The organism is uncultured Turicibacter sp., from assembly GCF_938044715.1.
GTDB classification, from domain to species: Bacteria; Bacillota_I; Bacilli_A; order MOL361; family Turicibacteraceae; genus Turicibacter; species Turicibacter sanguinis.
Genome location: NZ_CALIOS010000129.1, coordinates 1 through 26,290, shown reverse-complemented (window position 1 = coordinate 26,290; position 26,290 = coordinate 1). Strand labels below are relative to the sequence as shown.

General features: G+C 34.9%; 23 protein-coding genes. 3 read left to right on the top strand and 20 right to left on the bottom strand.

The genetic code is table 11. From position 1 onward, the window contains the following. Window positions 1-1,187 (bottom strand): melibiose:sodium transporter MelB (gene melB / locus QWC74_RS12500; RefSeq protein WP_288994156.1); only part of this gene is annotated, 1,187 nt, incomplete at its 3' end. A 365-nt stretch (window positions 1,188-1,552) separates the two neighbouring features. Continuing rightward, a complete protein-coding gene (locus QWC74_RS12495) occupies window positions 1,553-3,613 on the bottom strand; it encodes an alpha-galactosidase (protein WP_006784371.1) in 2,061 nt (686 codons plus the stop codon). A 261-nt stretch (window positions 3,614-3,874) separates the two neighbouring features. Here QWC74_RS12495 and QWC74_RS12490 point away from each other — a divergent pair, with 261 nt between their 5' ends. After that, the gene (locus QWC74_RS12490) at window positions 3,875-5,173 is read left to right on the top strand and encodes an alpha-glucosidase/alpha-galactosidase (RefSeq protein WP_006784372.1); all 1,299 of its coding nucleotides are present in this window, start codon (window positions 3,875-3,877) and stop codon (window positions 5,171-5,173) included. Window positions 5,174-5,516: 343 nt separating this feature from the next. Here QWC74_RS12490 and QWC74_RS12485 read toward each other — a convergent pair whose 3' ends face one another. The 4 genes from QWC74_RS12485 to QWC74_RS12470 form a co-directional block, all read right to left on the bottom strand. After that, window positions 5,517-6,338 carry a carbohydrate ABC transporter permease gene (locus QWC74_RS12485; RefSeq protein WP_006784373.1) on the bottom strand — a complete coding sequence of 274 codons (822 nt, stop codon included), beginning with the start codon at window positions 6,336-6,338 and terminating at the stop codon, window positions 5,517-5,519. Between the two features lie 19 nt (window positions 6,339-6,357). After that, window positions 6,358-7,008, bottom strand: coding sequence for a carbohydrate ABC transporter permease (locus QWC74_RS12480; protein WP_006784374.1), 651 nt, complete (start codon window positions 7,006-7,008; stop codon window positions 6,358-6,360). Window positions 7,009-7,089: 81 nt separating this feature from the next. Beyond that, the gene (locus QWC74_RS12475) at window positions 7,090-7,284 is read right to left on the bottom strand and encodes a hypothetical protein (RefSeq protein ID WP_006784375.1); all 195 of its coding nucleotides are present in this window, start codon (window positions 7,282-7,284) and stop codon (window positions 7,090-7,092) included. Window positions 7,285-7,346: 62 nt separating this feature from the next. After that, window positions 7,347-8,657 (bottom strand): sugar ABC transporter substrate-binding protein, encoded by a 1,311-nt coding sequence (locus QWC74_RS12470; RefSeq protein ID WP_006784376.1) that lies wholly within the window; start codon window positions 8,655-8,657, stop codon window positions 7,347-7,349. Between the two features lie 303 nt (window positions 8,658-8,960). Between QWC74_RS12470 and QWC74_RS12465 the strand changes: the two genes are divergently transcribed. Further along, window positions 8,961-9,809 (top strand): AraC family transcriptional regulator, encoded by an 849-nt coding sequence (locus tag QWC74_RS12465; RefSeq protein ID WP_006784377.1) that lies wholly within the window; start codon window positions 8,961-8,963, stop codon window positions 9,807-9,809. Between the two features lie 25 nt (window positions 9,810-9,834). Here the strand turns inward: QWC74_RS12465 and QWC74_RS12460 are convergent, their stop codons facing one another. Next, window positions 9,835-11,193: an MATE family efflux transporter gene (locus QWC74_RS12460; RefSeq protein ID WP_006784378.1), complete on the bottom strand. Its 1,359-nt coding sequence runs from the start codon at window positions 11,191-11,193 to the stop codon at window positions 9,835-9,837. A gap of 140 nt (window positions 11,194-11,333) precedes the next feature. Here QWC74_RS12460 and QWC74_RS12455 point away from each other — a divergent pair, with 140 nt between their 5' ends. Continuing rightward, the gene (locus QWC74_RS12455) at window positions 11,334-12,467 is read left to right on the top strand and encodes a helix-turn-helix domain-containing protein (RefSeq protein WP_006784379.1); all 1,134 of its coding nucleotides are present in this window, start codon (window positions 11,334-11,336) and stop codon (window positions 12,465-12,467) included. A 9-nt stretch (window positions 12,468-12,476) separates the two neighbouring features. Here QWC74_RS12455 and QWC74_RS12450 read toward each other — a convergent pair whose 3' ends face one another. From QWC74_RS12450 to QWC74_RS12390, 13 genes are all read right to left on the bottom strand, one after another. Beyond that, the gene (locus QWC74_RS12450; protein ID WP_006784380.1) at window positions 12,477-13,145 is read right to left on the bottom strand and encodes a restriction endonuclease; all 669 of its coding nucleotides are present in this window, start codon (window positions 13,143-13,145) and stop codon (window positions 12,477-12,479) included. Window positions 13,146-13,190: 45 nt separating this feature from the next. After that, complete coding sequence (locus QWC74_RS12445) at window positions 13,191-13,811, bottom strand: GyrI-like domain-containing protein (protein WP_006784381.1); 621 nt, start codon at window positions 13,809-13,811, stop codon at window positions 13,191-13,193. 18 nt (window positions 13,812-13,829) lie between these two features. Then, window positions 13,830-14,567 carry a class I SAM-dependent methyltransferase gene (locus tag QWC74_RS12440; protein ID WP_155222896.1) on the bottom strand — a complete coding sequence of 246 codons (738 nt, stop codon included), beginning with the start codon at window positions 14,565-14,567 and terminating at the stop codon, window positions 13,830-13,832. 15 nt (window positions 14,568-14,582) lie between these two features. After that, on the bottom strand, window positions 14,583-15,299 hold the full coding sequence (locus QWC74_RS12435) for an HAD family hydrolase (RefSeq protein ID WP_006784383.1): 717 nt from the start codon (window positions 15,297-15,299) through the stop codon (window positions 14,583-14,585). 152 nt (window positions 15,300-15,451) lie between these two features. After that, window positions 15,452-16,936, bottom strand: a complete 1,485-nt coding sequence (locus QWC74_RS12430) for a sucrose-6-phosphate hydrolase (protein ID WP_006784384.1) — start codon at window positions 16,934-16,936, stop codon at window positions 15,452-15,454. A 102-nt stretch (window positions 16,937-17,038) separates the two neighbouring features. Then, window positions 17,039-18,472 carry a sucrose-specific PTS transporter subunit IIBC gene (locus QWC74_RS12425; RefSeq protein WP_006784385.1) on the bottom strand — a complete coding sequence of 478 codons (1,434 nt, stop codon included), beginning with the start codon at window positions 18,470-18,472 and terminating at the stop codon, window positions 17,039-17,041. Between the two features lie 199 nt (window positions 18,473-18,671). Then, window positions 18,672-19,658 carry a LacI family DNA-binding transcriptional regulator gene (locus QWC74_RS12420; RefSeq protein ID WP_288994152.1) on the bottom strand — a complete coding sequence of 329 codons (987 nt, stop codon included), beginning with the start codon at window positions 19,656-19,658 and terminating at the stop codon, window positions 18,672-18,674. Between the two features lie 253 nt (window positions 19,659-19,911). Continuing rightward, complete coding sequence (locus QWC74_RS12415; RefSeq protein WP_006784387.1) at window positions 19,912-20,946, bottom strand: low specificity L-threonine aldolase; 1,035 nt, start codon at window positions 20,944-20,946, stop codon at window positions 19,912-19,914. A gap of 185 nt (window positions 20,947-21,131) precedes the next feature. Next, on the bottom strand, window positions 21,132-21,896 hold the full coding sequence (locus tag QWC74_RS12410) for an ABC transporter permease (RefSeq protein ID WP_006784388.1): 765 nt from the start codon (window positions 21,894-21,896) through the stop codon (window positions 21,132-21,134). Next, on the bottom strand, window positions 21,893-22,795 hold the full coding sequence (locus QWC74_RS12405) for an ABC transporter ATP-binding protein (protein WP_155222895.1): 903 nt from the start codon (window positions 22,793-22,795) through the stop codon (window positions 21,893-21,895). Before QWC74_RS12405 ends, QWC74_RS12410 begins: the two co-directional genes overlap by 4 nt. Window positions 22,796-22,800: 5 nt before the next feature. After that, complete coding sequence (locus QWC74_RS12400; protein WP_006784390.1) at window positions 22,801-23,007, bottom strand: PLDc N-terminal domain-containing protein; 207 nt, start codon at window positions 23,005-23,007, stop codon at window positions 22,801-22,803. A 10-nt stretch (window positions 23,008-23,017) separates the two neighbouring features. Beyond that, the gene (locus QWC74_RS12395) at window positions 23,018-24,121 is read right to left on the bottom strand and encodes a helix-turn-helix domain-containing protein (RefSeq protein ID WP_006784391.1); all 1,104 of its coding nucleotides are present in this window, start codon (window positions 24,119-24,121) and stop codon (window positions 23,018-23,020) included. Between the two features lie 894 nt (window positions 24,122-25,015). Further along, on the bottom strand, window positions 25,016-26,290 hold a 1,275-nt coding region (locus QWC74_RS12390), incomplete at its 5' end, for a Sip1-related alpha-galactosidase (protein WP_288994151.1).

The window sequence follows — 26,290 nt, the reverse complement described above, 5'->3', positions numbered from 1 at the left end:
CCCATTAATTGTAACCCTACACCAATCGCCCATCCACTAAAGGCTGACGCTGATTTTACTAATAACGTTTGAACAGAGAAGATAATACTTTCATTACGTGTTCCTAATTTAAACTCCCCATAGTCAACAACATCTGCAAGCATAACGGTTGTTGAAGCTAAGACGAATCCTCCTCCACCACGTACTAAAATGGCTGAAATCATGGTGAAGATCGGTTGATTTGGTGCTAATAATCCTGAGAATAATAACCCGACCAATCCGATAACTGGAATGAAACATCCCACTTTAAATAATTTTTGACGTCCAATTTTACGAGCTAAAATCGGGAATAATAATAAACCACCAATTTCAGCAAGTCCTGCTGTTCCATTGTAAATTTTGAACATTCCATCATTACCTGTTGCATACTTAAAGTAGTAAATCGCCATTCCACCTAAAAGTTGCATCATTAAATTCATACATAATACAACACCCATGAAGACCATTAACTGATCATTTTTACGGATAATTTGAGTCATTTGTTTGAATGTTACGCGGTCTGCTTTTTTATCTGTTCCTTCAGCCGTTAATGTTGAAGGCTCTTTAACATTAAGACAGGTAATCACAGAACTTAAAATAAAGATGGCTGCAATGACAACCGCTAATAATTCAAATCCTTTAACATCGTTTCCACCCCCAAGAAGGGCAACAAATGTTAAACCAAATGTTCCAATTGTTAAACCACCGATACTAGCAAAGATACGAGGAATAACAGCCACACGTTCACGTTCTTGTTTATCCTTTGTTAAAGAAGGAATCATTGACCAATAAGGAATATCCATAATGGTATACGTCATCCCCCATAAAATATACATCACTGAGAAGTAAGCATATAAAGGTAATCCCTCTAAATCAGGTTTTTTGAATAAGAAAATTAACACAACAGCATTAATAAGTGTTCCGATTAAAATCCAAGGTCTAAATTTACCGAATCGAGTTTTGGTATTATCTACAATCATTCCCATCATTGGATCATTTACTGTATCCCAAATACGTGCAACTAAGAATAATGTTCCGACAAACGCTGGAGCTAACCCCACAACATCTGTAAAATAAAACATTAAATAGGTCCCCACAATACCATAAACTAAATCTTTTCCTAATGCCCCTATACCATACGAATATTTCGCTTTAGCAGTTAGTTTCATCACTAACTCCCCCTCCTTTTTGGTTTGAAAGCAATCGTTTTCTGTAATTGCTTACATCATCTATCATGGTTATATACTACCACGTGTGAAATCGTTTTACAACATATTTGAGTAAAATTTATTTATTTTTTTACCTTTAATAGCGACTTTTAAACGAAAATATATTGAAAATAGATCATATTATTCCTTTTTTATTTCCATTAAACCATCTTTGAAAAACCGTTTACACCTATATAAAAACATTGAAGTTATCGTTTTCCGTTTTATAAAACTAAAAATTAGTTTATTTTACTTAAATTACAAAAAACAATCCCCCCCTCATTAGCCAAAAAGACTGTATCAAATAAGCTGATACAGTCTTTTGGTTAAGCTATTTTTTTAAATTTAATAATGGTACTTGCATAATCACCTGATAACTTCACTTGAATTCCGTGATTCATTAAATACGATCCCGATTTGATGATGAGATCATCACTTAAGTTAAATTCATAGCGTGCATCTGCATCAAGTCCTCGTATTTTAATACAAGCGCCAAGACGTGAAATTTGTGTTTGAGGTAAGAAGACAAATAAGACAGCTTCATCTTCATTTGCATATTCATATACCTGATAGTTATTTGACGTGATTGGATTTAATCGATAGAAATCCCCATCTTGGATAATATGACGAATTTCTTTATATTCTTCAATCAACTGACGAGATAATTCCATCTCTTCTTCTGTAAATTTTAAAATATTGCATCCCATTCCAAGTGTCCCCATCATAGCGCTATGGAACTTGAATGTTAATGGAATCGTCGAACGATTGTTAGCATCTGTTACCCAGGCACGCATCGCTTTAATTGGGTACACATATGAGTAAGTACGTTGAATTGTTAGACGGTCATAGGCATCTGTGTTATCACTTGTCCAGAAATCATCAAATGAATCTAACATTCCATAGTCTACTCGTCCTCCACCACTTGCACAAGCTTCAAGTAATAAGTTTGGATACTTCTCTTTCACACGGCGTGCAATGTCATACACCGCTTCAATATGACGGTACCACATATCACGTGAAATTCCTGTTTGAGAGATTGGGCGATTTGCATCCCATTTAATATAATCAATCTCGTAATTTGCTAATAAATCATCAATCATATTAAATATAAATTCTTGCACTTCGGGTAACGTTACATTTAATACCATTTGGTTACGTGACGTATCATTCATACGATTTTCAAAATGATAAATCCAGTCCGGATGATCTTTTAATAACTGTGTTGGTGGATTCACCATTTCTGGTTCAATCCAAATTCCAAACATCATTCCCATCTCTTTAACAGCCGAGATTAAGGGGGTTAATCCTTCAGGGAACTTATCGGTATTTACATACCAATCTCCAAGTCCATCTGCATCAGAATGACGTTGCCCAAACCATCCATCATCGATAACAAATAACTCGACTCCCATCTCTTTCGCTTTTTTAGCTAATGCAATTTGTTCATCACAGTGAACATCAAACTCAGTTGCTTCCCATGAGTTGTAAAGGACAGGACGAACTCCATCACGCAGGACATGTTGTTTAGCAAAGTCATTCATGGCATGTGTCATCGCCTCAAATCCTGAATTCGTGTAACCCACTAACATGGAAGGAGCCATGAATTCCTCACCTGGTTGCAGTGAAATCACACAGTCGTGTGAACTGATTCCCATTTGAACAAGCGTTCCGCCATAAGGACGTGGTTCAATAATCGTTTGGAAGTTTCCACTTAATTTTAAAACCCCAAAGTATACTTCTCCATTTGTTTCTGATGCCTGATGATCTAAAACAAAGAATGGATTGTGATGATGCGTTGAAATCCCACGTCGGTTTTCTAACACGATTTTCCCTTGACCAAGTGGTTGTTTAAATTCTTGGAACTCCGCTAACCAACGTCCATGAGAGCTTGTTAACGTTAAATCTTGATATGGAAGATGGATTTGTCCACTATGAACTTTTTCAATTTCAATGATATCGTTCCCAGTATTACGAACCGATACTGTACGTTCGATTAAATCTTGAACTTCATATACTTTATAATGTAAATCAAACTCAAACTCGTAATGTGCATCTTTTAAGTGAATCACTAACGTCTCTTCAGTCTGCGTATACCCAACATAGCGATACTCAATGTCACGCGTTCCATCAGCAAAGTTTACTTTTAAACAATGTTCCTTATAACGCATCCCACCAAAGACTGGATATTCTTCATCCGTTAAATCCAAGATTGGATCGTTACTCGACATTTCCGCTAAAGCCGGTACGTCAAAATCTTCAAGATTATTTACTTTTGGTCCCCAATATAAGTGACGTAATAATCCCATATTATCAACTGCAAAAGCATATGTTGTTTTATTTGTTTCTAATCCAAACAGTTGGCGTTTTTCATCAATTAAAAATCCCATCCTATCTCTCCTCTTTATACACTTCTATTGCTTTTTTCCTCATAACCTAAGACGTCTTCTAATCGTTTTTAAAGATAACGTTTCCAAAGTTATTATATTATAGTTAACCTGAATAAACAACTTCGTTTTAGTAAAATTTTAGTTATTTTTTATAACAACCATCATTTTTCCATATGCATCCGACATCTAGACCTATTAAAACGATTTCACAATAATTATAATGGAGAGGTAAAAACAACTTACTATTAGGGGGATTTATAAATGATTAAAATTACCTTTATTGGAGCCGGAAGTACAGTCTTTGCTAAAAATGTACTAGGGGATTGTATGTTAACCCCAAGTCTTCAAGATGCTCATATTGCTTTATACGATATTGACTTAAAACGATTAGACGAATCATATCAAATGCTTGAAAATATTAATAAAAACTGCAATGAAAGCCGTGCAACAATTGTTTCTTATACGGATGCTCGCGAAGCTTTGACTGATGCAACATTTGTTGTGAATGCCATCCAAGTCGGAGGATATGAGCCTTGTACGGTTACAGATTTCGAGATTCCTAAAAAGTATGGTCTTCGTCAAACGATTGCCGATACGTTAGGAATTGGCGGTATCTTTAGAGGACTGCGTACGATTCCCGTTCTACTTGACTACTGCAAAATCATGGAAGAAGTTTGTCCAGATGCCTGGCTACTAAACTACACGAATCCAATGAGTATTTTAACGTTGGCCGTTTTAAAGGCGACTAAAATTAAAACAATCGGACTTTGCCATAGCGTTCAAGTGTGTGCACCAGATCTTTTACGTCATTTAGGGATGGAATACGACAATGTTTCGTATAAAATTGCAGGGATTAACCACATGGCATGGTTATTAGAAGTTGAATCGAATGGTCAAGATTTATATCCAAAAATCAAAGAGAAAGCAATTGCTTTTGAAGGAAAACACTATGATATGGTTCGTTTTGAAATCATGAAACGATTTGGCTACTATGTAACGGAATCAAGTGAGCATAACTCAGAATATATGCCTTACTTCATTAAAGAGAAATACCCTGAGTTGATTGAGCGTTTTAATATTCCACTAGATGAATATCCTCGTCGTTGTATAGAACAAATCAAAAACTGGAATAAACTCCGCGAAGAGATTGTTCATGATCATAGCTTATCTCATACCCGTACCCACGAATATGCTTCCTATATCATGGAAGCCATGATTACAAACAAGCCTTATAAAATTGGCGCTAACGTTTTAAATACTGGCTTAATTACTAACCTTCCTAATGACTGCGTGGTTGAAGTCCCATGTTTAGTTGATGCAAGTGGTGTCACACCTTGCTTTGTAGGAGATTTGCCTCCACAACTTGCCGCTTTAAATCGTACCAATATTAACGTCCATCAGTTAACCGTTAAAGCAGCTTTAACACTAAAAAAAGAACATATTTACCATGCAGCCATGCTTGATCCTCATACTTCATCTGAGCTTTCAATTGATGACATCTACGCCTTAGTCGATGATTTAATCAAAGCCCACGAAGGATGGTTACCAGAATATAAATAATCTAAAGGGACGCTAACAATTTAGCGTCCCTTTTAACATTGTATTGATGAATAACTTTTTGGGCCCCAACCTCTCGTAGAGAGAGTTCCTCAATCACTAGGTAATACGAAATTCTAATATACCATTGTTATATGATACAGTACCGAGTTTTATGACAACTGTCTCTCTTAAGCCAGTTAGATATCTTTTCTCAATAAATTTTATTACTATTTCATACATTTGTTTTTCGATCTTCATGTTTCTACCCTTTTATTAAATTATAACAGAAAAAAGGACTGATATGGGTAAGCAGCAATCAGTCCTCTATATTTTAAAATAGGCAGATATAAAGAATGAAATTTAATTATTTTCCTCCAGTTGTTGCAATTCCTTCAATAAATTTACGTTGGAAAACGATAAAGATTAATAACATTGGCCAAATGGCAAGTAATGACCCCGCCATTAATTGCGGGAAGTTTGTTGAGAACTGTCCTTGTAATGAGGCTAATCCAGCAGATAGCGTCATTTTATCAATTGACATGTTAACAATTAACGGCCACATTAAGTCTTTGAAAGCAAATAATGCTGTGAAAATTCCAAGTGCAACGAGTCCAGAGTTAGCAAGCGGGAGCATGATGGTAAAGAAAGTACGTCCAATACTACATCCATCAAGTTTTGCTGCTTCTTCAAGTTCGGCTGGAATTCCCATAAAAAACTGACGCAATAAGAATGTTCCAAAAGCACTTACTACCCCTGGAATCACTAAGGCAGTGACGGTGTTTAATAACCCTAAGTTTTGAACTAAGTTAAACTGTGGGATGATAAATAATTGTCCTGGTACCATCATTTGAATTAAAACTAAGCTAAAGAAAAATTTCTTTCCTGGAAAATTTAATCTTGCAAAAGCATAAGCAGCCATGGCACTAAATAATACTGATCCGATAACGCGGAAGATTATCATTAAAATCGTATTAAGATAGAACTTTCCAAATGGTAATAAACGAAGTACTTCTGTATAGTTACTAAATTGCATTTTGTCTGGGAAAATTTTTGGAGGGATCTGAGTTGATTCTCCTAATGTTTTTAAAGATGTTAAGACCATCCATACGAAAGGTAAAATCATGACGACAGCACCTAAGATTAAGATGATGTGAATTAATAGATTCCCTTTTTTAATTTTTTTCATTTTTCTCACCTCTACTCTCTTAGTAATGTACCCATTTTTTCTCAATTTTTGATTGAATAAATGTAATGACCATAATAATGGCTAATAATAACATGATAATCGCTGATCCATAACCTTTATCATTAACGGTGAATGAATGTTGATAGAATAAGTAAACAAGTGATTGTGTACTTTCAATTGCCATACTTGTTTTATCAATCATCATGAAGATAACATCGAATACTTGGAACGCTGAGATGATACTTGTGACCATTACAAAGTATAAGCTTGGTGAAACTAATGGTAATGTGACACTGAAGAATTGGCGAATTGATCCTGCTCCATCAATACTAGCGGCTTCGTAATAATCTTTTGGAATTTCTTGAAGACCTGCTAATAATAAAATCATATTGTAACCAACAGCACTCCAAATTCCAACGATGGCAATGGCAATTAAAGCGAAATTAGGATCACTTACCCATTGAGGTCCCTGTATTCCAATGAGGCTTAATAAATAATTAATTAAACCGAATTCTGAGTTAAATAACCATTTCCAAACCATCGCAACAGCAGCTGGTGCCGCAACCATTGGCAAAAAATAAATAACGCGATAAATGCTTTTCCCTTTAATTTTTTGATTTAATAAGACAGCAACTAATAATGAAAAGATGATAATAAATGGAATCACCATGAGGACGTATTTTAATGTGTTCCCTGTGGCTTGCCAAACGGCTGGATCTGAAAATAAACGTTTATAATTTTCAAAACCAGCCTATTGAGAAGATCCAAAATCACCTGTTTTTTGAAAACTTAAAATAAATGTCTGAATTAGTGGGATAATATTTAAAATTAATAATCCAATGACTGTTGGTGCTACTAAAATATATCCCCACATCCACTCATTATGCTTCGCATTTTTTAGTTTAGCGGTACTTTTTACTTTTCTTTTATTTAATGCAATCGCCATATTTTCCCCTCCGCTTTTTTTAGGGGTAACCGTTCAATTGAACAGTTACCCTTTGTTTATTTTTATTCTGCTGCTAAAATAGCATTAATTTGCGTCACTAATTGATGACAAGCATCTGTTACTGATAACTCACCAGCCCATACTTTACGTAAGATTTCCATTTCTACTGTTTCCCATTTTGCTGTGTTTTTAGTGTAAGGTTTAATGTGTCCGTACTCTAACATATCAACTAAGCATTGTGTATCAAAATTATTTTTAGTTGTTGCTTCAACCCAAGCTTGTTGCGCTGCACCGTAAGCCGGAATAGCTGATGCGTACTCACCTTGAATGATGTTTGCTTCTTCTGATCCTAAGAATTCAATGAATTTAATTGCTGCTTCTTTATTTTTCGTATTAGCTGCTACTGAATTTCCTAATCCATTATAAATGGTTGCATTTCCTGCTTTTCCTTGTGGTAATGCTGCTACTGCACAATTTTTTGCTGTATATTCATTTGTAATAAATTCGTTATACATCCAAGAACCGAACATTCCCATTGCAACTTTTCCTGATGTAAATAAGGTTGAATTTCCATTTTCAGCAAATTGTGTTTGAGAAGGTGACACTTTTTCTACTAAACTTAAATTTGCATACCACTCTAAAGCTTCTTGTGTTTCTGGTAATGAATACCCTGATTCTGTTTTATCGTTGATAAGGATATCTCCACCATTTTGATAAACATAGTTAAATAAATTTTCTTCTGTGTTTAAAGGAGCATTTAATCCATAAATTCCTTTTTCAGAATCAGTTAAGGCGTGAGCAGCACTCAATAAATCATCCCATGTCCAATTTTCATTTGGATATTCAACACCAGCTTCATCAAACAATGTTTTGTTGTACCACAGACCGATTGTTGAAACATCTTTTGGAATGGCAATTTGCGATCCATCCACATTGTATAAATCAACAACACCTTGAGCAAAATTGTTCATATCGAGTACTTCACTATTTTCAATCACTTCATTTAAATCCATTAACATTCCACTATTTGCATAACGGATATGTTGGCTTGAGTGCATCCAGAATACATCTGGTAACGTTCCCCCAGTAGCCACAGCTTCAAGTTTTGTCCAATATTGATCCCAAGGAGTTACCTCTACATTAACTGTAATTCCTGGATTTTTTTCTTCAAATGCGTCCGCAATGGCCTGCATCCCTGGCTCTTGACCTTTATCCCAAATGGAATAAGTAATCGTCGTTCCTTTTGAATTTCCTTTCGTTGTATCAGAACCTGATGCTATCTCATTTCTACTATTTCCACATCCTACCAATGTTGTTCCTAAAAGAGCAGTTGCCATTGTCGCCCCAAATAATCTTTTTAAATGTTTTTTCATGCCATTTTCCCCCCACGGATTAATTTTTAAAAGGATTTTTCCTTATTAGTACTTGAACTTATTCTTGAAATATTTAGTAAACTCTTCTATGTTCTTTATTGCTTGAAATTTATTGTAAAGGTTTACATGATTATGATATTACATTTTAGAAGGTTAAAACACGGCAAAATATAAGCCCTTTATGTTAAAATGTGAGAAACAAACTTTTATAAGCGCTTTTTTTATAGTAAAATAAAAATTACAAGTCAGAGTTAGTCTGGGGATGTAGGGGATTCGTTGAACTTATTGGAGGGAGAGTATAATATGGGAGAGTATAAATATTTTCAAAATGAGACTGTCACTTATTTTGAACCATTGAATAAACAATCATTTGATTTATTTTTATGTTTCTGTGGGATTGAGGCTTGTCCCCCTAGATATTCTTACGATAAGGTACGTTCTCAATATTTGATTCACTATATTTTAGATGGAGAGGGAATTTATAAAGTAAATGACACAACCTATCATTTAAAAAAAAATCAAGGTTTCTTAATTACACCTGAAACACAACATTATTATCAAGCTGATGAACAAAATCCTTGGACTTACATCTGGATTGGTTTTAACGGGGTAAAAGCAGCACATTACTTAAATTATGCTAATCTTAATAAACAAAATCTCATCTTTGAATGTCAAGATTCTGCTAGTTTATATAACTGTGTGAAGAAAATGTTTGAATTAAATGCAGATACCCCCTCTAATGAACTTGAAATTCAATCCCTTCTCTATCTTTTCTTATCTAAACTCGCTTCTAATAACGCTAATATTGATTTAAAACACCGAAGTAAAGTAGCGGCTGAAGGATACCTAGAGCAATCCATTGAATTTATTAATAACTATTACATGAAACCCATTAAAATTAATGATATTGCCAGCTACATTGGTGTAAACCGTAGTTATTTAACCTCTATCTTCAAACAAAAACTCAATATTTCACCTCAAGAATTTTTAATGAACTTTAGAATGGAAAAGGCAAGTCATCAATTAATGAACAGCAATCAACCCATTAATGAGATTGCTAAATCTGTTGGTTATCCTGATCCCTTTGCTTTCTCAAAAGTCTTTCGAAAAATTTATGGTAAAAGTCCTAAACAATATCGTGAAACAAAATAAAAAAAGAGCCTCGAAGGCTCTTTTTTTATTCTAATATTAATTCTTGCTTGGCCACTGCTTCATGTTTTGCTTTTGATTTTTTCATTAAGAAAATAACCACTAAAATAGTTAATAATTCAGCACATGGAACCGTCATCCAAATTCCACTAATTCCAAAGAACCTTGGGAAAATCATAATTCCCGTTAAAATAAAAATCATTCCACGACAGATTGCCACAATAATTGAAGATAGGGCATCTCCAATTGAGGTAAAATATCCTGAGAATAAAATATTAATTCCATTTAAGAAGAATGTAAAGGCATAAATTTTAGCTCCATGAGTCGCTAACTCTAATACAATCTGATTATCCTTTACAAATAATAACACCATATATTTTCCAAAAAAGAAAATTAAAATAAATAATAAACTTCCCATTACTAAGGCAACCTGACAACATAATTTTAACAGTTGACGGACACGCTCTTGTAATCCTGCCCCATAATTATAAGAAATAACCGGTCCAATTCCAGCAGAAATACCGCACACAATCAAAGAAGCGAATAAAGATAGGTACCCGATGGCTGTAAAAGCAGATACCCCCGCTTCCCCTGCAATACGCATAAAAGCTGTATTAAAAACAAATGTCGAAATAGCTGTTGCCAACGATGAGACCCCCTCCGACGAACCATTATATAAAAGGGCCCCCGTTAATTTCGCATTAAATTTTCCTTTTGTAAAATTTAAAATTGATGATTTCTTGAAGAATGGAATAGCTACAATCAAGAAGGATGCCGTAAATGATAGTCCCGTTGCAATCGGAGCACCAATGATTCCTAAATTTAAAACTTTGATTAAAACATAGTTAAAGATAATATTGGCAATCAGACTGACAATCGAGCTAACTAAATACACATTTGGCATTCCAATACAACGGACAAAAATTCCTAAAATAAATGATAGTCCAATAGATGGTGCAAATAAAGCTAGTATCTTAATATACATTGCCGAATCTGCTAATAGCACATCATTCGCTCCTAAAAACGTCGCGATTTGTTCACTACATGTAAACCCAAAAACTGCAATGACCAATGATAATCCTAGCATAAATAAGCACGCGGACTTAAAAATATCTTGGGCACGTTTCACTTCCCCCTCGCCAAGACTTCGTCCAATATAACTTGCTCCTCCAACTCCAATAATTAAATTCATTCCAATCATAAGTTGCATAAATGGAGCGGCAATATTCACACTTGCCATTGCATTTGTTCCAACAAAGTTTCCAAGGAAAACTCCATCGACCATTGTTTGAATCCCCGCAATTGTTAACGAAAGAATCGCTGGAATCGAAAACTTAATAAAAAGCTTTGAAATCTTTTCAGTTTCTAATATATTATCTCGTATCATGATGTCTCTCCTCCTATACATCTAAAAACTGACTTAAATTCCTTGATTTTGAGCCTGAATCATATTATCATGAATCAATATTATATTTTTGTATTATATTGATTTTTTTGTAAAAATATTGACCTTAAGAGGTAATCATCATGAACAACAAACATATTCAAAACCTTATCAATCTTTTATCCGGAAGCTTAAACGCTCCCATTTATTTTATCGATTCTTCATTAAACATTATCCTGAAATCAGAAGGTTCATTACTGCTACATTTAACAGATTCATTTGCTGATCCTTACTTTGAAGAAGGAGCACCTCTTCCTAAACTTAAAACACTGAAAAACGATGGACACTTTCTTTGCTTAACGTATTATGAAGAAGAACTTCTGATTGGGACTTTCTTAATAGGTCCTCTCAATTATCATCTGACTTCTTTTACACAAGTCATTCATCAAGGTTGCCTGCTATACTATTTACTTTATCGAAAACACATTGATTTCAATGAAGTCTTAAAAGATAATTTTTTCAAACAACCACTCGTTGATTCGATTGAAGAAAAATTAAAATCTGATTTTACAACACTACGACAAATCGCGGAAGATAACATAACGTTCTTTCCCCTAGCTTATGAAACTCATATTATCAATGCCATTGAATATGGAGATCCTGAACAACTTATTAACGCGGTTGAAAAACTAAGTAGACAACAACCTTTATTAAACCAATTACTAGAAGATCCCCTTCATTCTTCTAAAGTTCTTTATATGACTCTCATTATTTTAGGGGCTCGTGCTTCCATTAGAGCAGGTTTAATCCCAGATGTCGCTCATAAACTGACTGTCTTTTATTTAGATAAAATTGAAAACACCTCTGATATGCAAGAACTTGCAAAACTTCAACTAACCAGCTTACTCGATTTTACGATGCGTGTTCAACAAATTAATACTTTAACCTTCTCACGACCAGTACTTGATGCCATCTTTTTCATTCATAAAAATTTATATGACAATGTTTCACTTGAAAAAGTAGCGACTGAACTACACTTCAATAAAAGTTACTTAGCTCGTTTATTTAAAAAGGAAATGAATGAGACAATCGGTGAATTTATTTTACGGGAAAAAGTAGAAGAAGCAAAGCGACTACTCATGGTTTCTAAACACTCCTTACTCGATATCAGTGTCCTGTTGCACTTCAATGACCAAAGTCATTTTACAAAAGTCTTTAAACAATTCGTCGGACTGACGCCAAAAAAATATCGAGATCAACATCAATTTAAAGGCTAAAAGGCACAATCATATCGACTGTGCCTTTTCTTTTGATTCTTCAATGACTAGCCAGACAAGCTTGCTAATCGCTGTCCCATTATAGCATTTAATGTTATGTTGTGTCGCAATCTCAGTGGCCACCTCTGTCAAATTCGCACAAGTCATAAAAAGTCCCGCCTCTAGGTGAGAACGTGCCATCTTCTCCTTTAATGTTTGAATCGCCGTTTCATCATATTCAATTCCTTCACTTCCATGTAAACAATAAACTAACATACTCCGCCCTGAAGGATCGATTACTTGCAAAACATTCTCCTCACTCACTAACTCTACCCGTTGATATCCAAGTGCTCTTAACAAATCCGCGCAATAATACACAAATTGGACAGCAGACATCTTAAAAAAATTAGACTTAATTAATCTAAATTGAAGCTCGATTTCAGCAAAACGCCGCTGACTATCTACCCAATGTGCCTCAGCCTCCTTAATCGCTAACTCATCTCGATGAATAGACCATAAAACAGCCACTCCAAATAGGGGGCCAATCACAAGTAACCACCAACTTGGTATCACAGCAAAATAATGATAAATTCCTTTGAAGAAATCTTGAAAAATAAAATACGTTATCCATAAAAAACAGCCGGCCATTATCAAAACCATCTGTTTTTGAACACGCTCAGCAGAAGAATTATTCACCATTATCACCACCTTAAATAAGTTTGTTATGGGAATAATTCCACTCTTTTATTCAACTCGATATCTTAAAACTGTTTTCAATTTATCTGGTGTTACTTTTCTAAAATCGGATAAATAAATTTCTCGATGCTTTAACGATACAATAGTTAGATTTTGTTCATTAATAAATGTCTTCATCTTTTCAAAGGTGATCAGTTCATCATCATATGGACCAACATGTAGCATTTGTACCGATAATCCATCTTCTATCTCTTCAAATACCACCTCATCTAGCAGTGGATGAGGCTTCTTCTTTTTCACTTCATTCAATGCTTTTTCAAAAACTTCCGTTGTCACAAACTCCGGTTGGCGAATCATAATCGTATACAACAATTCATCTTTATTAAGTACCTGTGATTGTCTACCTTCCTCCGTTAAATCCCAAACTCCTTCTAATGGATATACCGTATATTCCATGTAGCCAACTGGTGTATATCCTTTTTTCGGCATCATTTTAATAGCGTACGCAATCGAATAAAGCACTCTAATTCGATCACTAAAATCCGCTTGATTTGGATTTCCCTTTCCTTTAATCGTGATAAATGGTTGCTTAGGAATGGTGACCAATGTTGGCTTAGCCTTCGGCATATATAATTCTTTCTCGTGTTTTCGCCATTCATGCTTCATCATTCATTAACTCCTTCTTTATTAAACTTCCCCTACATACCAAACCGTTTCATTTGGCATCGTTAAAATTCCATCAACTGCATATTTCTCAAAAAATTTCTCTAAGGCTTCCATATAATCTTCAAATTTTTCATCACCTTCTATTAAAGAATAAGAGGCTGATCGTGCACGATTAATAAAACTTTCTTTATTAAATACCAAATGATTGGCTACCCTTTTAATTTCATACTGATTTTCAAAAAACTCACAAATCTTTCGTGATTCTAAACCACCACTGAATCCTTTAAAACTAGGGCAAAACATCTGGAAAAGCTCATGATATTTCATAATGACCTCACTGTCTCTAATCCACGAATTCCAAATTAAAATCACTTTTCCCGTCTCTTTTAAAATTCGTTGGCACTCTAACTTAAAAGAATTCGCATCAAACCAATGAAAGGCTTGCCCAACCAAAATAAAATCAACACTTTTATCCATAAGAGTAGTTTGTTCAGCAGTTCCTTTCACTGAAATGAATCCCTCTTGATTACTAAGTAAAGACTCTGCCACCTGTCGCATCTCATCATTTGGTTCAACACAATAGACTATTCCTGCAACCTTCAAAAGATCCTGTGATAACTTACCTGTCCCTGATCCAATATCGGCTATCACCGTCTGTTTATTAACTTCCAAATCACACACCAAATACTCAAATAATCCTTTTGCATAACCCGGTCTTGACAAAGTATAAGCACTTGATTTACCTGTAAATTTATTCATATGATCCACGCAACCTCACTCCTTGTTCTCTTCAATCCATTTCACAATCACATCATATAACTCTTCTTCATGACGTACACAAAAATTCGGCACAACCTCACCCTCAGGCATCTCCCTTTGACGACGATTCAACCAAACCGTCTGCCAACCAGCCATATTCGCTCCCACAATATCACTCTCGAACGTATCCCCAACTAAAAGCGTCTCTTGTGGTATCAAATCCATCTTCTCCTTGACATAATTAAATAAATCAAGATGCGGCTTCGCCACCCCGATATCACCCGATACAAAAACAAACTCCCGCGGGATATACTCCATCACTCTTAGTGCCTCAACCTTATTCCACTGATGATTAGAAGGGCCATTCGTTATAATACCTAGACGAATTTGATTTTCTTGACACAGATTCATAATTCGAATCATTGTTTTAGATAACTCAAGCTTCTTTTGATTTGTTGCGTACAAATCTTGGAACTTTAGTGCCTCCTCATCACTTACCAAAATCTCAAGACTTTCAAATGCCTTTTGAACTCGGTATATATACATCTTCTCCATCGACATCTCACCACGTTGTGTCGCTTCAAAAACCTCATCACTAAAATGGCGGCTTCTCTTATATAGCTCTTCAACTGATATCTCATAACAGCCTTTAAATAATTCATCATATGCTTTTTGAAACGGAATTACTTGATCATATAACGTATCATCCACATCAAAAATAATGGCTCTCATTTACTATCATCTCCTTGCTATTTATGAACATTCTATCACATTACCGAATTAAAATAGCTAGCTCTTATTTAATAAATAAGTTTAACATAAAAGTTTATCCTGTCACAACAAAACAAAAAAACCATTCAGTAATTGAATGGTTTTTTCGTTATTTATTTTTTGATTTCCCATAAAGTGGCTTCTAAATCAACAGAGCTATCAGCAAAGAATTCAATGCCTTGACTCTCCTCTTTCGTAAAGATACGTGTTGTGAAGACTTCCTCTCCATCATTCACGAAAATTTCAACTGATGACTGATCGACAAAAATTTGTAATCTTAACTCATTAGCCTCAAAATGACATTGACGAATTGATCCGTATTCCTCTCCACACATCTTACCTGATTTTTCACGATTTAAGACTAATTTTTTATTTTCTATATCGTAATAGAACACTGTTTCTTCTTGTTCACTTTTGCGTAATTTAACTCCAACTCTTCCTTGGGTTAAGTCCGTAAAACGACATTGTAATTCGTAAGTTATGCCTTCAAATCCCATAAATTTCTTAGATTCAGCATTTAAAGTTGTTTTCACTTCTACGCGATGATGACGTAATTTCTTTAACTCCTCAATCGGTTTTTGAATTAACTTGTTATTCTTTACCGTTAATTCACGTGGTAAGGTTAAACAATGTGCCCAACCTGATTCATCTGTGACACAATCTAGCTCTGGTAGACCAAGCCATCCTACTAGGATACGTCTTCCTTTTGGATCTTCCATCGTTTGAGGTGCATAAAATTCAAATCCACGATCAAGTTCAGTAAACTCTCCATGATTAAAAATTCCGGTTTCAAAATTAATAGGCTCTCCTACTAAATAACCTGATTGGAAGACATTTTGATATTTATCTCCCTCTGGTGCCATTCCTTGTGGAGACATCAGCATAATTCCCTGACCTTCTAATGTGAAATAGTCTGGACATTCCCACATAAATCCACTATTATTTTCAAATGTTGTGTTGATTTCACCTTTATACGTCCACTCTTCTAAATTAGATGATTCGTAATAAACGACTGTTCCTTTATTTCCTTCGTCAGTCATTTTTTCTGCCCCAACAATGCAATAGAATTTATCTTCGATTTTAAATACTTTTGGATCACGGAAATTATCAGTGATTCCTTTTGGCACATTTTTAATGACTGCTTCTGGATACTTTTTAATTTCTCCTGCTTCATTCATGACAGCCAAGCATTGATAAGGATGACGAATCCAATTTTCATCACGCGTATTTCCTGTATACATTAAATATAATAATCCATTATGTTCAATCGCTGTTCCTGAAAATACCCCGTGACTATCAAGTGCACAATCTGGAGACAGGGCAATCCCACGATTCTCCCAGTTCACTAAATCTTTAGAGGCTGTATGATACCAATACTTGACTCCGTGAACAGGTCCAAGTGGGAACCATTGATAAAATAAATGATACTCACCATTATAAAAACTAAATCCATTTGGGTCATTTAATAATCCTGTTGTAGGTTGAATATGAAACGTTTGACGATGAGAACAAGCATCGACTCTATTTTTTAAGTCAGTTATTTCACATTCTGCTACTTCTTCAATTCTTCTATATCTTAATTCACGTGGCCATTCCATAATTTCAACTCTCCTTTTAAAGTAATCGTTTTATTTTTCTCTTCCTAACAGAAACTGCTTTAATCTCAATTGAAATTAAAGCAGTTTAGGTTGTATTTAGTTTTACTCTTTATTTCCCCAGATTTTAGCTAAAACAAAAGTTACGACAAATGTAATAGCAAATCCGATTGCTAATGTAATCATATATTGAATCATTGATTCTGGACGAATCACAATAACCCCTGGTAATCCTGCAGGTCCTGGTGAAACTGATAAAACTTGCATAAATGTTGAATAAGCTGATGCAACAGCTGAACCAATTAAGGCTGCAACAAATGGATATTTTAATTTTAAGTTAACTCCGAATACTGCTGGCTCTGTAATTCCAAGTAAAGCCGAAACCCCAGCAGCTGAAGCTAAACTCTTCATTTTTGCATTTTTCTTCATGATCATCATAACAGCTAAAGCTGCTGCCCCTTGTGCAACGTTAGATGCTGCAACAACAGCAAATGTTGGTGACCCACCAAGTGTTCCAATGTTTGCAAGAATTTGCGTCTCGGCTGTGACTAATGAGTGATGCATTCCTGTGATAACTAATAACGGATAAACAACCCCATAAATAGCTCCTCCAACTGGGCCTAAGCTAAAGAATAACCACATAACAGCTTCTGTTAACCCATCTCCTACAACACGCATAGCAGGTCCAATCACAACGAATGTTAAAGCCGCCGTTACAAGGACTGCCACTAATGGTGTAATAATATTATCAAACATTGGAGGAACGACTTTACGTGTTTTTCTTTCAATTTTAGCTAATACGAATGATGAAACGATAACGGGTAAAACTGTTCCTTGGTAACCTACTTTTGCAATTTGATATCCAAAAATACTCCATGCTGGAACCGTTCCATCTAATAGAGCTTGTCCATAACTATACCCATTTAATAAATCCGGGTGGATCATGATGGCTCCAATAACTGCCCCTAAAACTGGTGTTCCACCAAAAATCTTAGTCGCTGAGAACCCGATTAATACAGGTAAGAAGGTAAAGGCTGCATTAGAGAAAACATTAATCATATCAGCTAAATCAGCAATTTGTGGGTAAGCTTCGATGATAGACTTCCCTTCAATAAATAAACCTTGTGCGGTTAACACATTATTTAATCCCATTAATAATCCGGCTGCAACTAATGCTGGTAAAATTGGAACAAAGACATCAGCTAATGATTTTAAAACGCGTTGGAAAACATTCATTTTTTTCCCTGCCGCTTCTTTTAATTCAGCTTTACTCACTTCTTCTAAGTTAACAATCCCCATAAATTCACGGTAAACTTCATCTACAATTCCTGTTCCTAAAATAATTTGGAATTGTCCACCGTTATTAAAACTCCCCTTAACCAAATCTATATTTTCAATTTCATCCACTTTAATTTTTTGATCGTCTTTAACGACAACTCTTAAACGTGTTGCACAACTTGCGGCACTAATAATATTTTCTTCTCCACCTAAGTGCAATAAGATATTTTGAGCAATAGTATGATACTTTTTGTTACTCATTCTTACTCCTCCTTATTTATGAAACGTTTCATTTTTGCGTTAAAAAAATAATTAAACGATAACCCCTCAAAAATGAAACGTTTCATTTTCTACAGTACTATAATAGAACACTTTTTTGAAAACGTCAACATTTTTTTATCGTTTTCAAAAATAATCAATTTTATGTATTAAAAAAGGATTATTCCTTAAAATAATCCCTTTAGTGTTTTGTTGTACTGCCTTGATGGAACTCTACTGGTAAAATAATTTCTTTTTCTATCGTTTGTTTATTAATTAAAGCATCAATTGATTCAACGGTATGCTTTGCAATTAACTCAATTGGTTGACGAATCGTAGAAATTTCAATCACTGATTTTTTCGAACTCTTAGCCCCATCAAATCCGATGATTTGAACATCTTCAGGCACTGAAAGATGATACTCTTTTAATTTTTCAATGATGAAATAAGCATAGGCATCAGTTACTGTAAAAATCCCATCAATCTTTTTCTGTTGGATTAAATTATCCATTAAAAACTGTTTTAATGTTTCATCAAATTTGTCATGATCCCCAATCATCTCACAAACCTGATAGTCGATTCGATGTTCTTCACAATAATTTATAAATCCTTTTTTACGATTACGAGTTGAATTATCTTTTTTCGACCCCTCCCCAATAAAACAAATCGATTGACATCCGGATTCAATTAACTTTTGAGCAGCTAAATACCCCCCCATTAAGTTATCACTGCTGACATATGTAATTTCCTCATTAAAAAAGCGATCGACGCTGACCATTGGAAGATTGCTTGAAATAAAAGCCTCAATATCACTATACGTAATGGCAATGATTCCATCAACTTGATTCTGTTTAGCCATTGTAATATAATTTAATTCAATTTTGTAATCTCCTTCTGAGTTACATAAAATCATTTTATAATTTAAAGCTCTTAAATTTTTTTCAATATTATAAGCTAATTCACTGAAAAATGGATGCCAAACAGTTGGTAAAATTAAGGCGATTGTATTAGTACGATTCATCTTTAATCCACGAGCATAAATGTTAGGCTCATAATTTAATTCCTTAATCGCTGCCTCTATCGCCATTCTAGTCTTTGGTTTAACTTCAATATTATTAATAAATTTTGAAACAGTTCCAACAGATACCCCTGCTCGTTTAGCAACCTCCTTAATTGTTGACAATAACATCACAACCTTTAAAAAAATTCTCTTTTAATATCATCATTATATCAATTTTTACGTGAGTTGACTACCAAGCATTTGTTCACAATAGATTGTATCTAGCTAACCATTCATCATGACTTTATCGACTGTAAATTGTTATCCAATTTATTTAAATCATTTTACAAAAAAATCTATAAGACAACGCTTTTTTAAACGCGTATCTTATAGATTTGACTACCTTATGGCCATATCACGTTGTTATAAGCTTATCTTCACCTTACAACGCTTTAATATCTGCAACCAATTGTTCAACATACTCTTCTTTGGTCGCCCAGCTTGTACAAAGTCGGACTGCAGAATGCAATTCATCAATTGCCTTCCAATAAGTAAATGAATATTTTTTTGATAGTTTTTCTAAAACATCATTTGGTAAAATTGGGAATTGCTGATTTGTATATGAATCATATAGCAATTCAAATCCTTTTTCAGTAAATGCCTGACGAAGCTGCATCGATAACTTAACAGCATGTAACGACATTTCAAAGTATAAATTATCTTCAAATAACGTTTCAAACTGAAGGCCTAACAATCTTCCTTTAGCTAAAAGTCCACCTCTTTGCTTAATATTATATCTAAACCCTTGCTTATAGGCATCATTTGAAATAACGACAGCTTCACCAAATAATGCCCCAATCTTGGTTCCACCAATATAAAAGACATCACATAAATTTGCTAAATCTGACATCCAAACATCATTTATTTGACTGACCATCCCATATCCTAAACGAGCTCCATCGACGAATAATGGAAGATGATATTCTTTACAAACTCGACTTAAGTTTGTTAATTCTTCTAATGAATAAAGTGTTCCATATTCAGTTGGTTGTGAAATATAAACCATTCCAGGTTGAACTTTATGAACACGGCCAGCATCCTGATGATGTTGATCACAAACAGCTTTTACTTGAGCGGCGGTAATTTTACCATCTTCACTTTCAACCGCTAATACCTTATGCCCCGTCGCTTCAATTGCCCCTGTTTCATGCGTATTAATATGTCCTGAAATAGCTGAGATAACGCCTTGATAAGGTCTTAAAATAGATGAAATAACAATTAAATTTGTTTGTGTTCCCCCTACTAAAAAATGAACATCACAATCGTCTTTTTGACATAAATTTTTAATTAATTGTCGTGCACGATCACAATAAATATCGACCCCATATCCTGGTGTTTGTTCCTCATTTGTTAGAATTAATTTTTCTAAAATACGTGGATGCGCCCCTTCCGCATAATCACTTTCAAATCTTATCATGTCAAAGTACCTCCAAAACCTATTTCCATCAAATCTATCATTTAATACCTTCTTGTCTATTTTGACATATTTCTTTAGGGTTGGTCAAAGATTTTCAAACAATACCAATACTTCCTAATTAAAGCCATATAAAGGCCGATTATCTTGAAGTTAATTTCTTCAAAAATAATCGGCCTTTACTTTTCTTAAATTCTCTTATTCTTAAACGTCGTTAAAGCTAATGCTAAAAAAGCAATGCTTAGTATAACTGAAATTAAACTAGTAGACATCAGTTGACTGATATCATAATCTTGACTCAACATCGCCACATTCTCAGACACTAACGCAATCGGATTATAATCCTGAAATATTGGAAAAAGATTTAAAACAAATAATCCTGCGACAAAAATTCCCACCATTAAAAGACTTCCATACTGATTGCCAACTAACGTCTGTGCCCACATCAACAACGATAAAATTAAGACTCCAAACAACCATAAGCAACCCACTGACGCCAATAAATGATGGATCTCATCTTGTGAGAAAAAATATGCCGTATACCCGTATGTCACACCGAGTGCCATCAAAAGGGCAAAACTCCATAAAACAAGTGCCACCGTATACTTTGCCAAAATGACCGCATATCGTGTTACCCCTTTTGTCAATACATTAATCAACGTCCCTTTTGATAATTCAGTCGTTAAGGTTCCACTGAATAGGAGAACAAGGACGATTAATCCCATCTGCGTCAGATTCTTAAAAAACTGGCTATATGAATCAATCGCCGTGGGGTCTGGAATCGTAATTGTAATCCCATCCATCGGCATCTGGCTCAGTATTTCAGGCATTAACTTTGCCATCAAAGGACTTAGCATCCCAAAAATAAAGAAAACGAGGAGTAAAATCAGTAACTTATACGTGCGAACCTGCTCTAACAGTTCTTTCTTTACAAAAGCTAAATATCCCCTCATCGAACCACCTCCATAAACAAGCTTTCAAGCGTTGGTTCAAGGATTTCATACTTTAGTAATAATATATTTTGATCTGTCATCCATTTTAATATTTCTTGGGAATCTTGTTTTAAATTATCCACATATATTGTGAGTTCATTTCCTTCTAACTCAACTTTCTTAAACCTCTCAAAATCTTGCATCAAGTGTTTTGCAACCTTTTCTGATTCAAATGTTAATCGAATGGCATCTTGACGATGTTGATTTTTAACGTCTGTGAGTGTTCCACTTAACACAATCTCTCCTTCATGTAAAACAGCTACTTGATCACAAATACGCTCCACATCAGATAAAATATGCGTTGAAAAAATAACCGTCGTTTTCTCTTTTACCTGATGTAAAATATCCAAAATTTCTTTTCGTCCAATCGGATCAAGCGCAGACGTTGGTTCATCACAAATTAAAATTTTCGGTTCATTTAGTAAAGCTTGTGCAATACCAAGTCGTTGCTTCATCCCCCTTGAAAACCCTCCAATTTTACGATTCACATCAGCTAATCCAACCAGTGTCAATAACTCATCTGACTTCGCTTTAATTTGCGCTTTTGACATGCCTGTCATTTCACCGCACAATTTCAAATACTCTCTGGGTGTCATATAAGAATAATACTCTGGGGCATCCGGTAAATAGCCAATGAAGCGATTTGTTTTCGTTTCACCATACACGACTTCTTCATCACAGACAAAAATACGTCCCTCGCTAGGATTTAATAACCCTAAAATCATCTTCATCGTTGTTGTTTTTCCAACCCCATTTTGTCCTAAAAAACCAAAGACACACTGACTTGGAACCGTCAAATTTAACGATTTAATCACCTCGTGACTTCCAAACTGTTTACTGACACCTTCTAAACGAATCATGTCCACTACTCTTCACCTCGACCAATTAAAAAATAAACAACAGGTCCAATAATTTGAATCAATAACACAATCACAATCCACATCACTTTATTTCCAAATCGATAGTTCGGATGCTTTAACACATGAATAAGTGCTGTCATCGCAAGCGCAAACTCTGCAATCACCAGCGGAATTAAAAATGGTAAATACTCTTGAATACTCTCTAAACTCATACGCTCACTCCTAAAGATAAAATTTTAATCGTACCACTAAATTAATAAATCGCTCTTCTTCATGTAACGGCATAAAAACAGGATTTTTCAAAACACCATCTAACGCACTTTGCTTGATAATCGCTTCATTTCGTGGCGGTTGACCAATTTCATATGCCTTAAACCAGTCCTCCACTAAATTAAAGAAATCATTTCCTTGAATTTTAATTCTTTGAATACTATCTGTCGCTAATTTCGAATATGCGTCTAAATAATCAAGCGCCAGTCCCGCTTCCCCAAGTTGCATATATCCCTGGGCAATCATTAACTGAATCGGAAGAATGAGATAAGGATTCACTTTTTTGATTTCAAATAATTCATCTAACGTTTCAATCTTTTGAATAATATCCTCAAATCGCTTTTGATCAGGTAAACTCAATCCTAGCAACATCGGTAACGTTTGAAAAATTTCCATCAGATGCGAAAAGACACCGACTTGAATCGAAGACTTTGCTTCTTCAATCTGCCCAAGCATCTGATGGGCTTGTGCAATTAATACTTCACTTGAAACTTTCGGTTTCTTCGTATCTTCAAGTAACTCTAACGCAACTGACGGTTGATTCAATAATAAATAACAATACGCCTCTAAATGCAGTGCCTGCTTTGAAAGTTCAACGTCATCTCCCTTTTCTTTAACACGCTCAAATAAAGAACAAGCTAATTCATTTAATCTTGTCGTTTCTAAAACATCGAGGGCTAACATACTGTGATTAATTAAAAGTAATCCCATTTGATGCAACAGTGGAAAACAAGAATAATATTTCTTGATCAACTCCTCACACTCCAAAATCACCTCTTCGAATGGTTTCTTCGCAAAATCTTCACATAGCCTGACATACAATTTTTGAATATCTTCCTTCACCATCTGTGGCTCATATCCGATTAACTCGTCAATACTCATATTAAAATACGCCGCTAAAATCGGTAACAATGTAATATCCGGATAACTTTGGCCTGTCTCCCATTTTGAAATAGCCGCCTTTGAAACCCCAATATATTTCGCTAATTCATCTTGCGTAATCTTCTTCTCTTTTCGCTTTAAAATAATCATTTTTCCAACATTAATTTCCTTCATGTCATCACCTCGCTATTCCTTTAATTTGTCTGTGATACTCTCATTATATGTATTCTTTCCTCATAAAACAATCGAGCCAAAATTAACTTTTGTTTGAATAAATCAACTAATAGGATACTTTATTAGTTCACTTTGTTTCCCATATACCTATTAAGAGGAAAGAGAATGAAACACAAAATCATTTTCTATATTACTGTTTTTATCATCGTCATTGGAATCGAATTTCTTTGATTACGTTCTGAAAAAATCCCAATTAAAAATGAAAGACTTCCACTTCAAGTTGGAATCACTCATCACAAACGATACTGAAAAAGCCGAAAGCATCATTGATGATATCCTTACGATCTTTACAAATACCAAAAAATTAGAAGATGCTGTCTCTATCGGGGGAAACAGAGACTATGAACTTCATCTTTATCACACAAAAACCAAAGAAACATTAGTCAGTGGTAACACCCTTTTAACAGATGACGGGGGGATTTTCACCTCACATCAATCTGGTCCCTTCCTTAAACTAACATTTGCAGACAGCGACTATATCCAAAAATTAATCGACTCAAACTAAATCTCATTTTAATTTAAAAGACATCCAGGTCTAAAGGCCTAGATGTCTTTTCTTTTCAAATCCGTATTTTTTTATAGTTTTTTCTCCCCTGAGCTAATGTTAGTCTACGATTTAAGTCACTTGGCTCAACGTCTGCTTAAATAAACAAATCAATCTCCCATAAACAATTGAGATAAATATAGGCTAGTGCGTCTCCAGTAGTCGGTATCGTTAACTGATTGCAACAAGGACAAAGTGAATCAGCTATTACTTCAACTGATTCTTCCTGTATCATCTTCTCATCATAACATTAAGGTCAAAACTCATATTCCTTCATGATATCCACCTTTTTATTTCCAATTCAGTTTAATAACTGATGTTGCCTCACTTAGTTCAACCTGTAACAGATGATTGTCTATCTCAAAAACTCGTGTTTCTCCATTCACAGTCAGCAATGTGATTAAGCAAGATTCCTCCGCATAAAAGGCAAATGCTCCTTCCCCCTTAACCTTAAGTATCATCTCATTTTCACTTTCCACCACTGACTCAATCGCTAAATAACTATTGAATTTATGGACTAATCCGAGTGGTGTCACCATCTCACGTCTAACAGCTCGCGACACATACGCATACTCCCCGTAGTTTAGTACGATTTCTAACTTCCCTAGCGCAACTTCACCTAAATCTGGTGTGAAACAAATATCCCCCGTCACCACTTCTTTAATGATTCTAGCGTCCTTATTTAAATGCACTGCAAATATCGTGGAACCGAACTCTCCATAGTTGTGGGTTTTAAGTAAAATAGTTGAAGTCTTTGCATCGCTTAGATAGCAATCACTTGTCGGTCGAGCTGGTTGATTAAAACGAAGCAACTCATTACCACGAATCATTAATCTTGATAATAAATTTGTGTCCATATTTTTAGGATGATCACAAATATAAATAGGACCTCCTGAAATGGCACGCACCATCGCATGAAACTCTCCTTGAGGGTGATTCGTTTGGAACATATCCCAATCTGGGCAAACAAATGTCGAGGTGAAAATATTATTTAAAGTATTCATATAATAATGTTCAAGTTGAATACCAATCGGTTCTTTAGGGAAGAAATCATCAGAATTTCGCCACCCAATAAACTCAGACGTATTATAAATCACCTCTGTACTATTTGACATACAGTATAATACATCTCCATTTAAATATTCATTTCCCGCTATTTTTAACGCTCGTTGATAAATGCTCATCACAGCCGTTGGATTCTGTTCCTGCTCACAAAGATGCAATAAATTCCCTTGAGAATCGACCTTTACATAGTCAATCCCACACATTTTTAAATAAGCATAGAATTCATCATAAAAGGTTTCACAATCATCCTTGCAAATATAATACGTATGATTCGTGAAATATGTCGCAAACTCCGATTCTTTTACATCCTTATTTTCAATTAGCGTATATTTTTTACCTAGGCGCCCCTCTGGATTAATCCCACCCCAATAACCTTGAAGCGCATGCCAAATCCCAAATACAGAAATCCCATACTCCTCTTTCGCCTTTTGAACCAACGTTTTTAAACCAGATGGAAACTTTTCATTTTCATAAATATCATTCAGATACAACTCATCTTT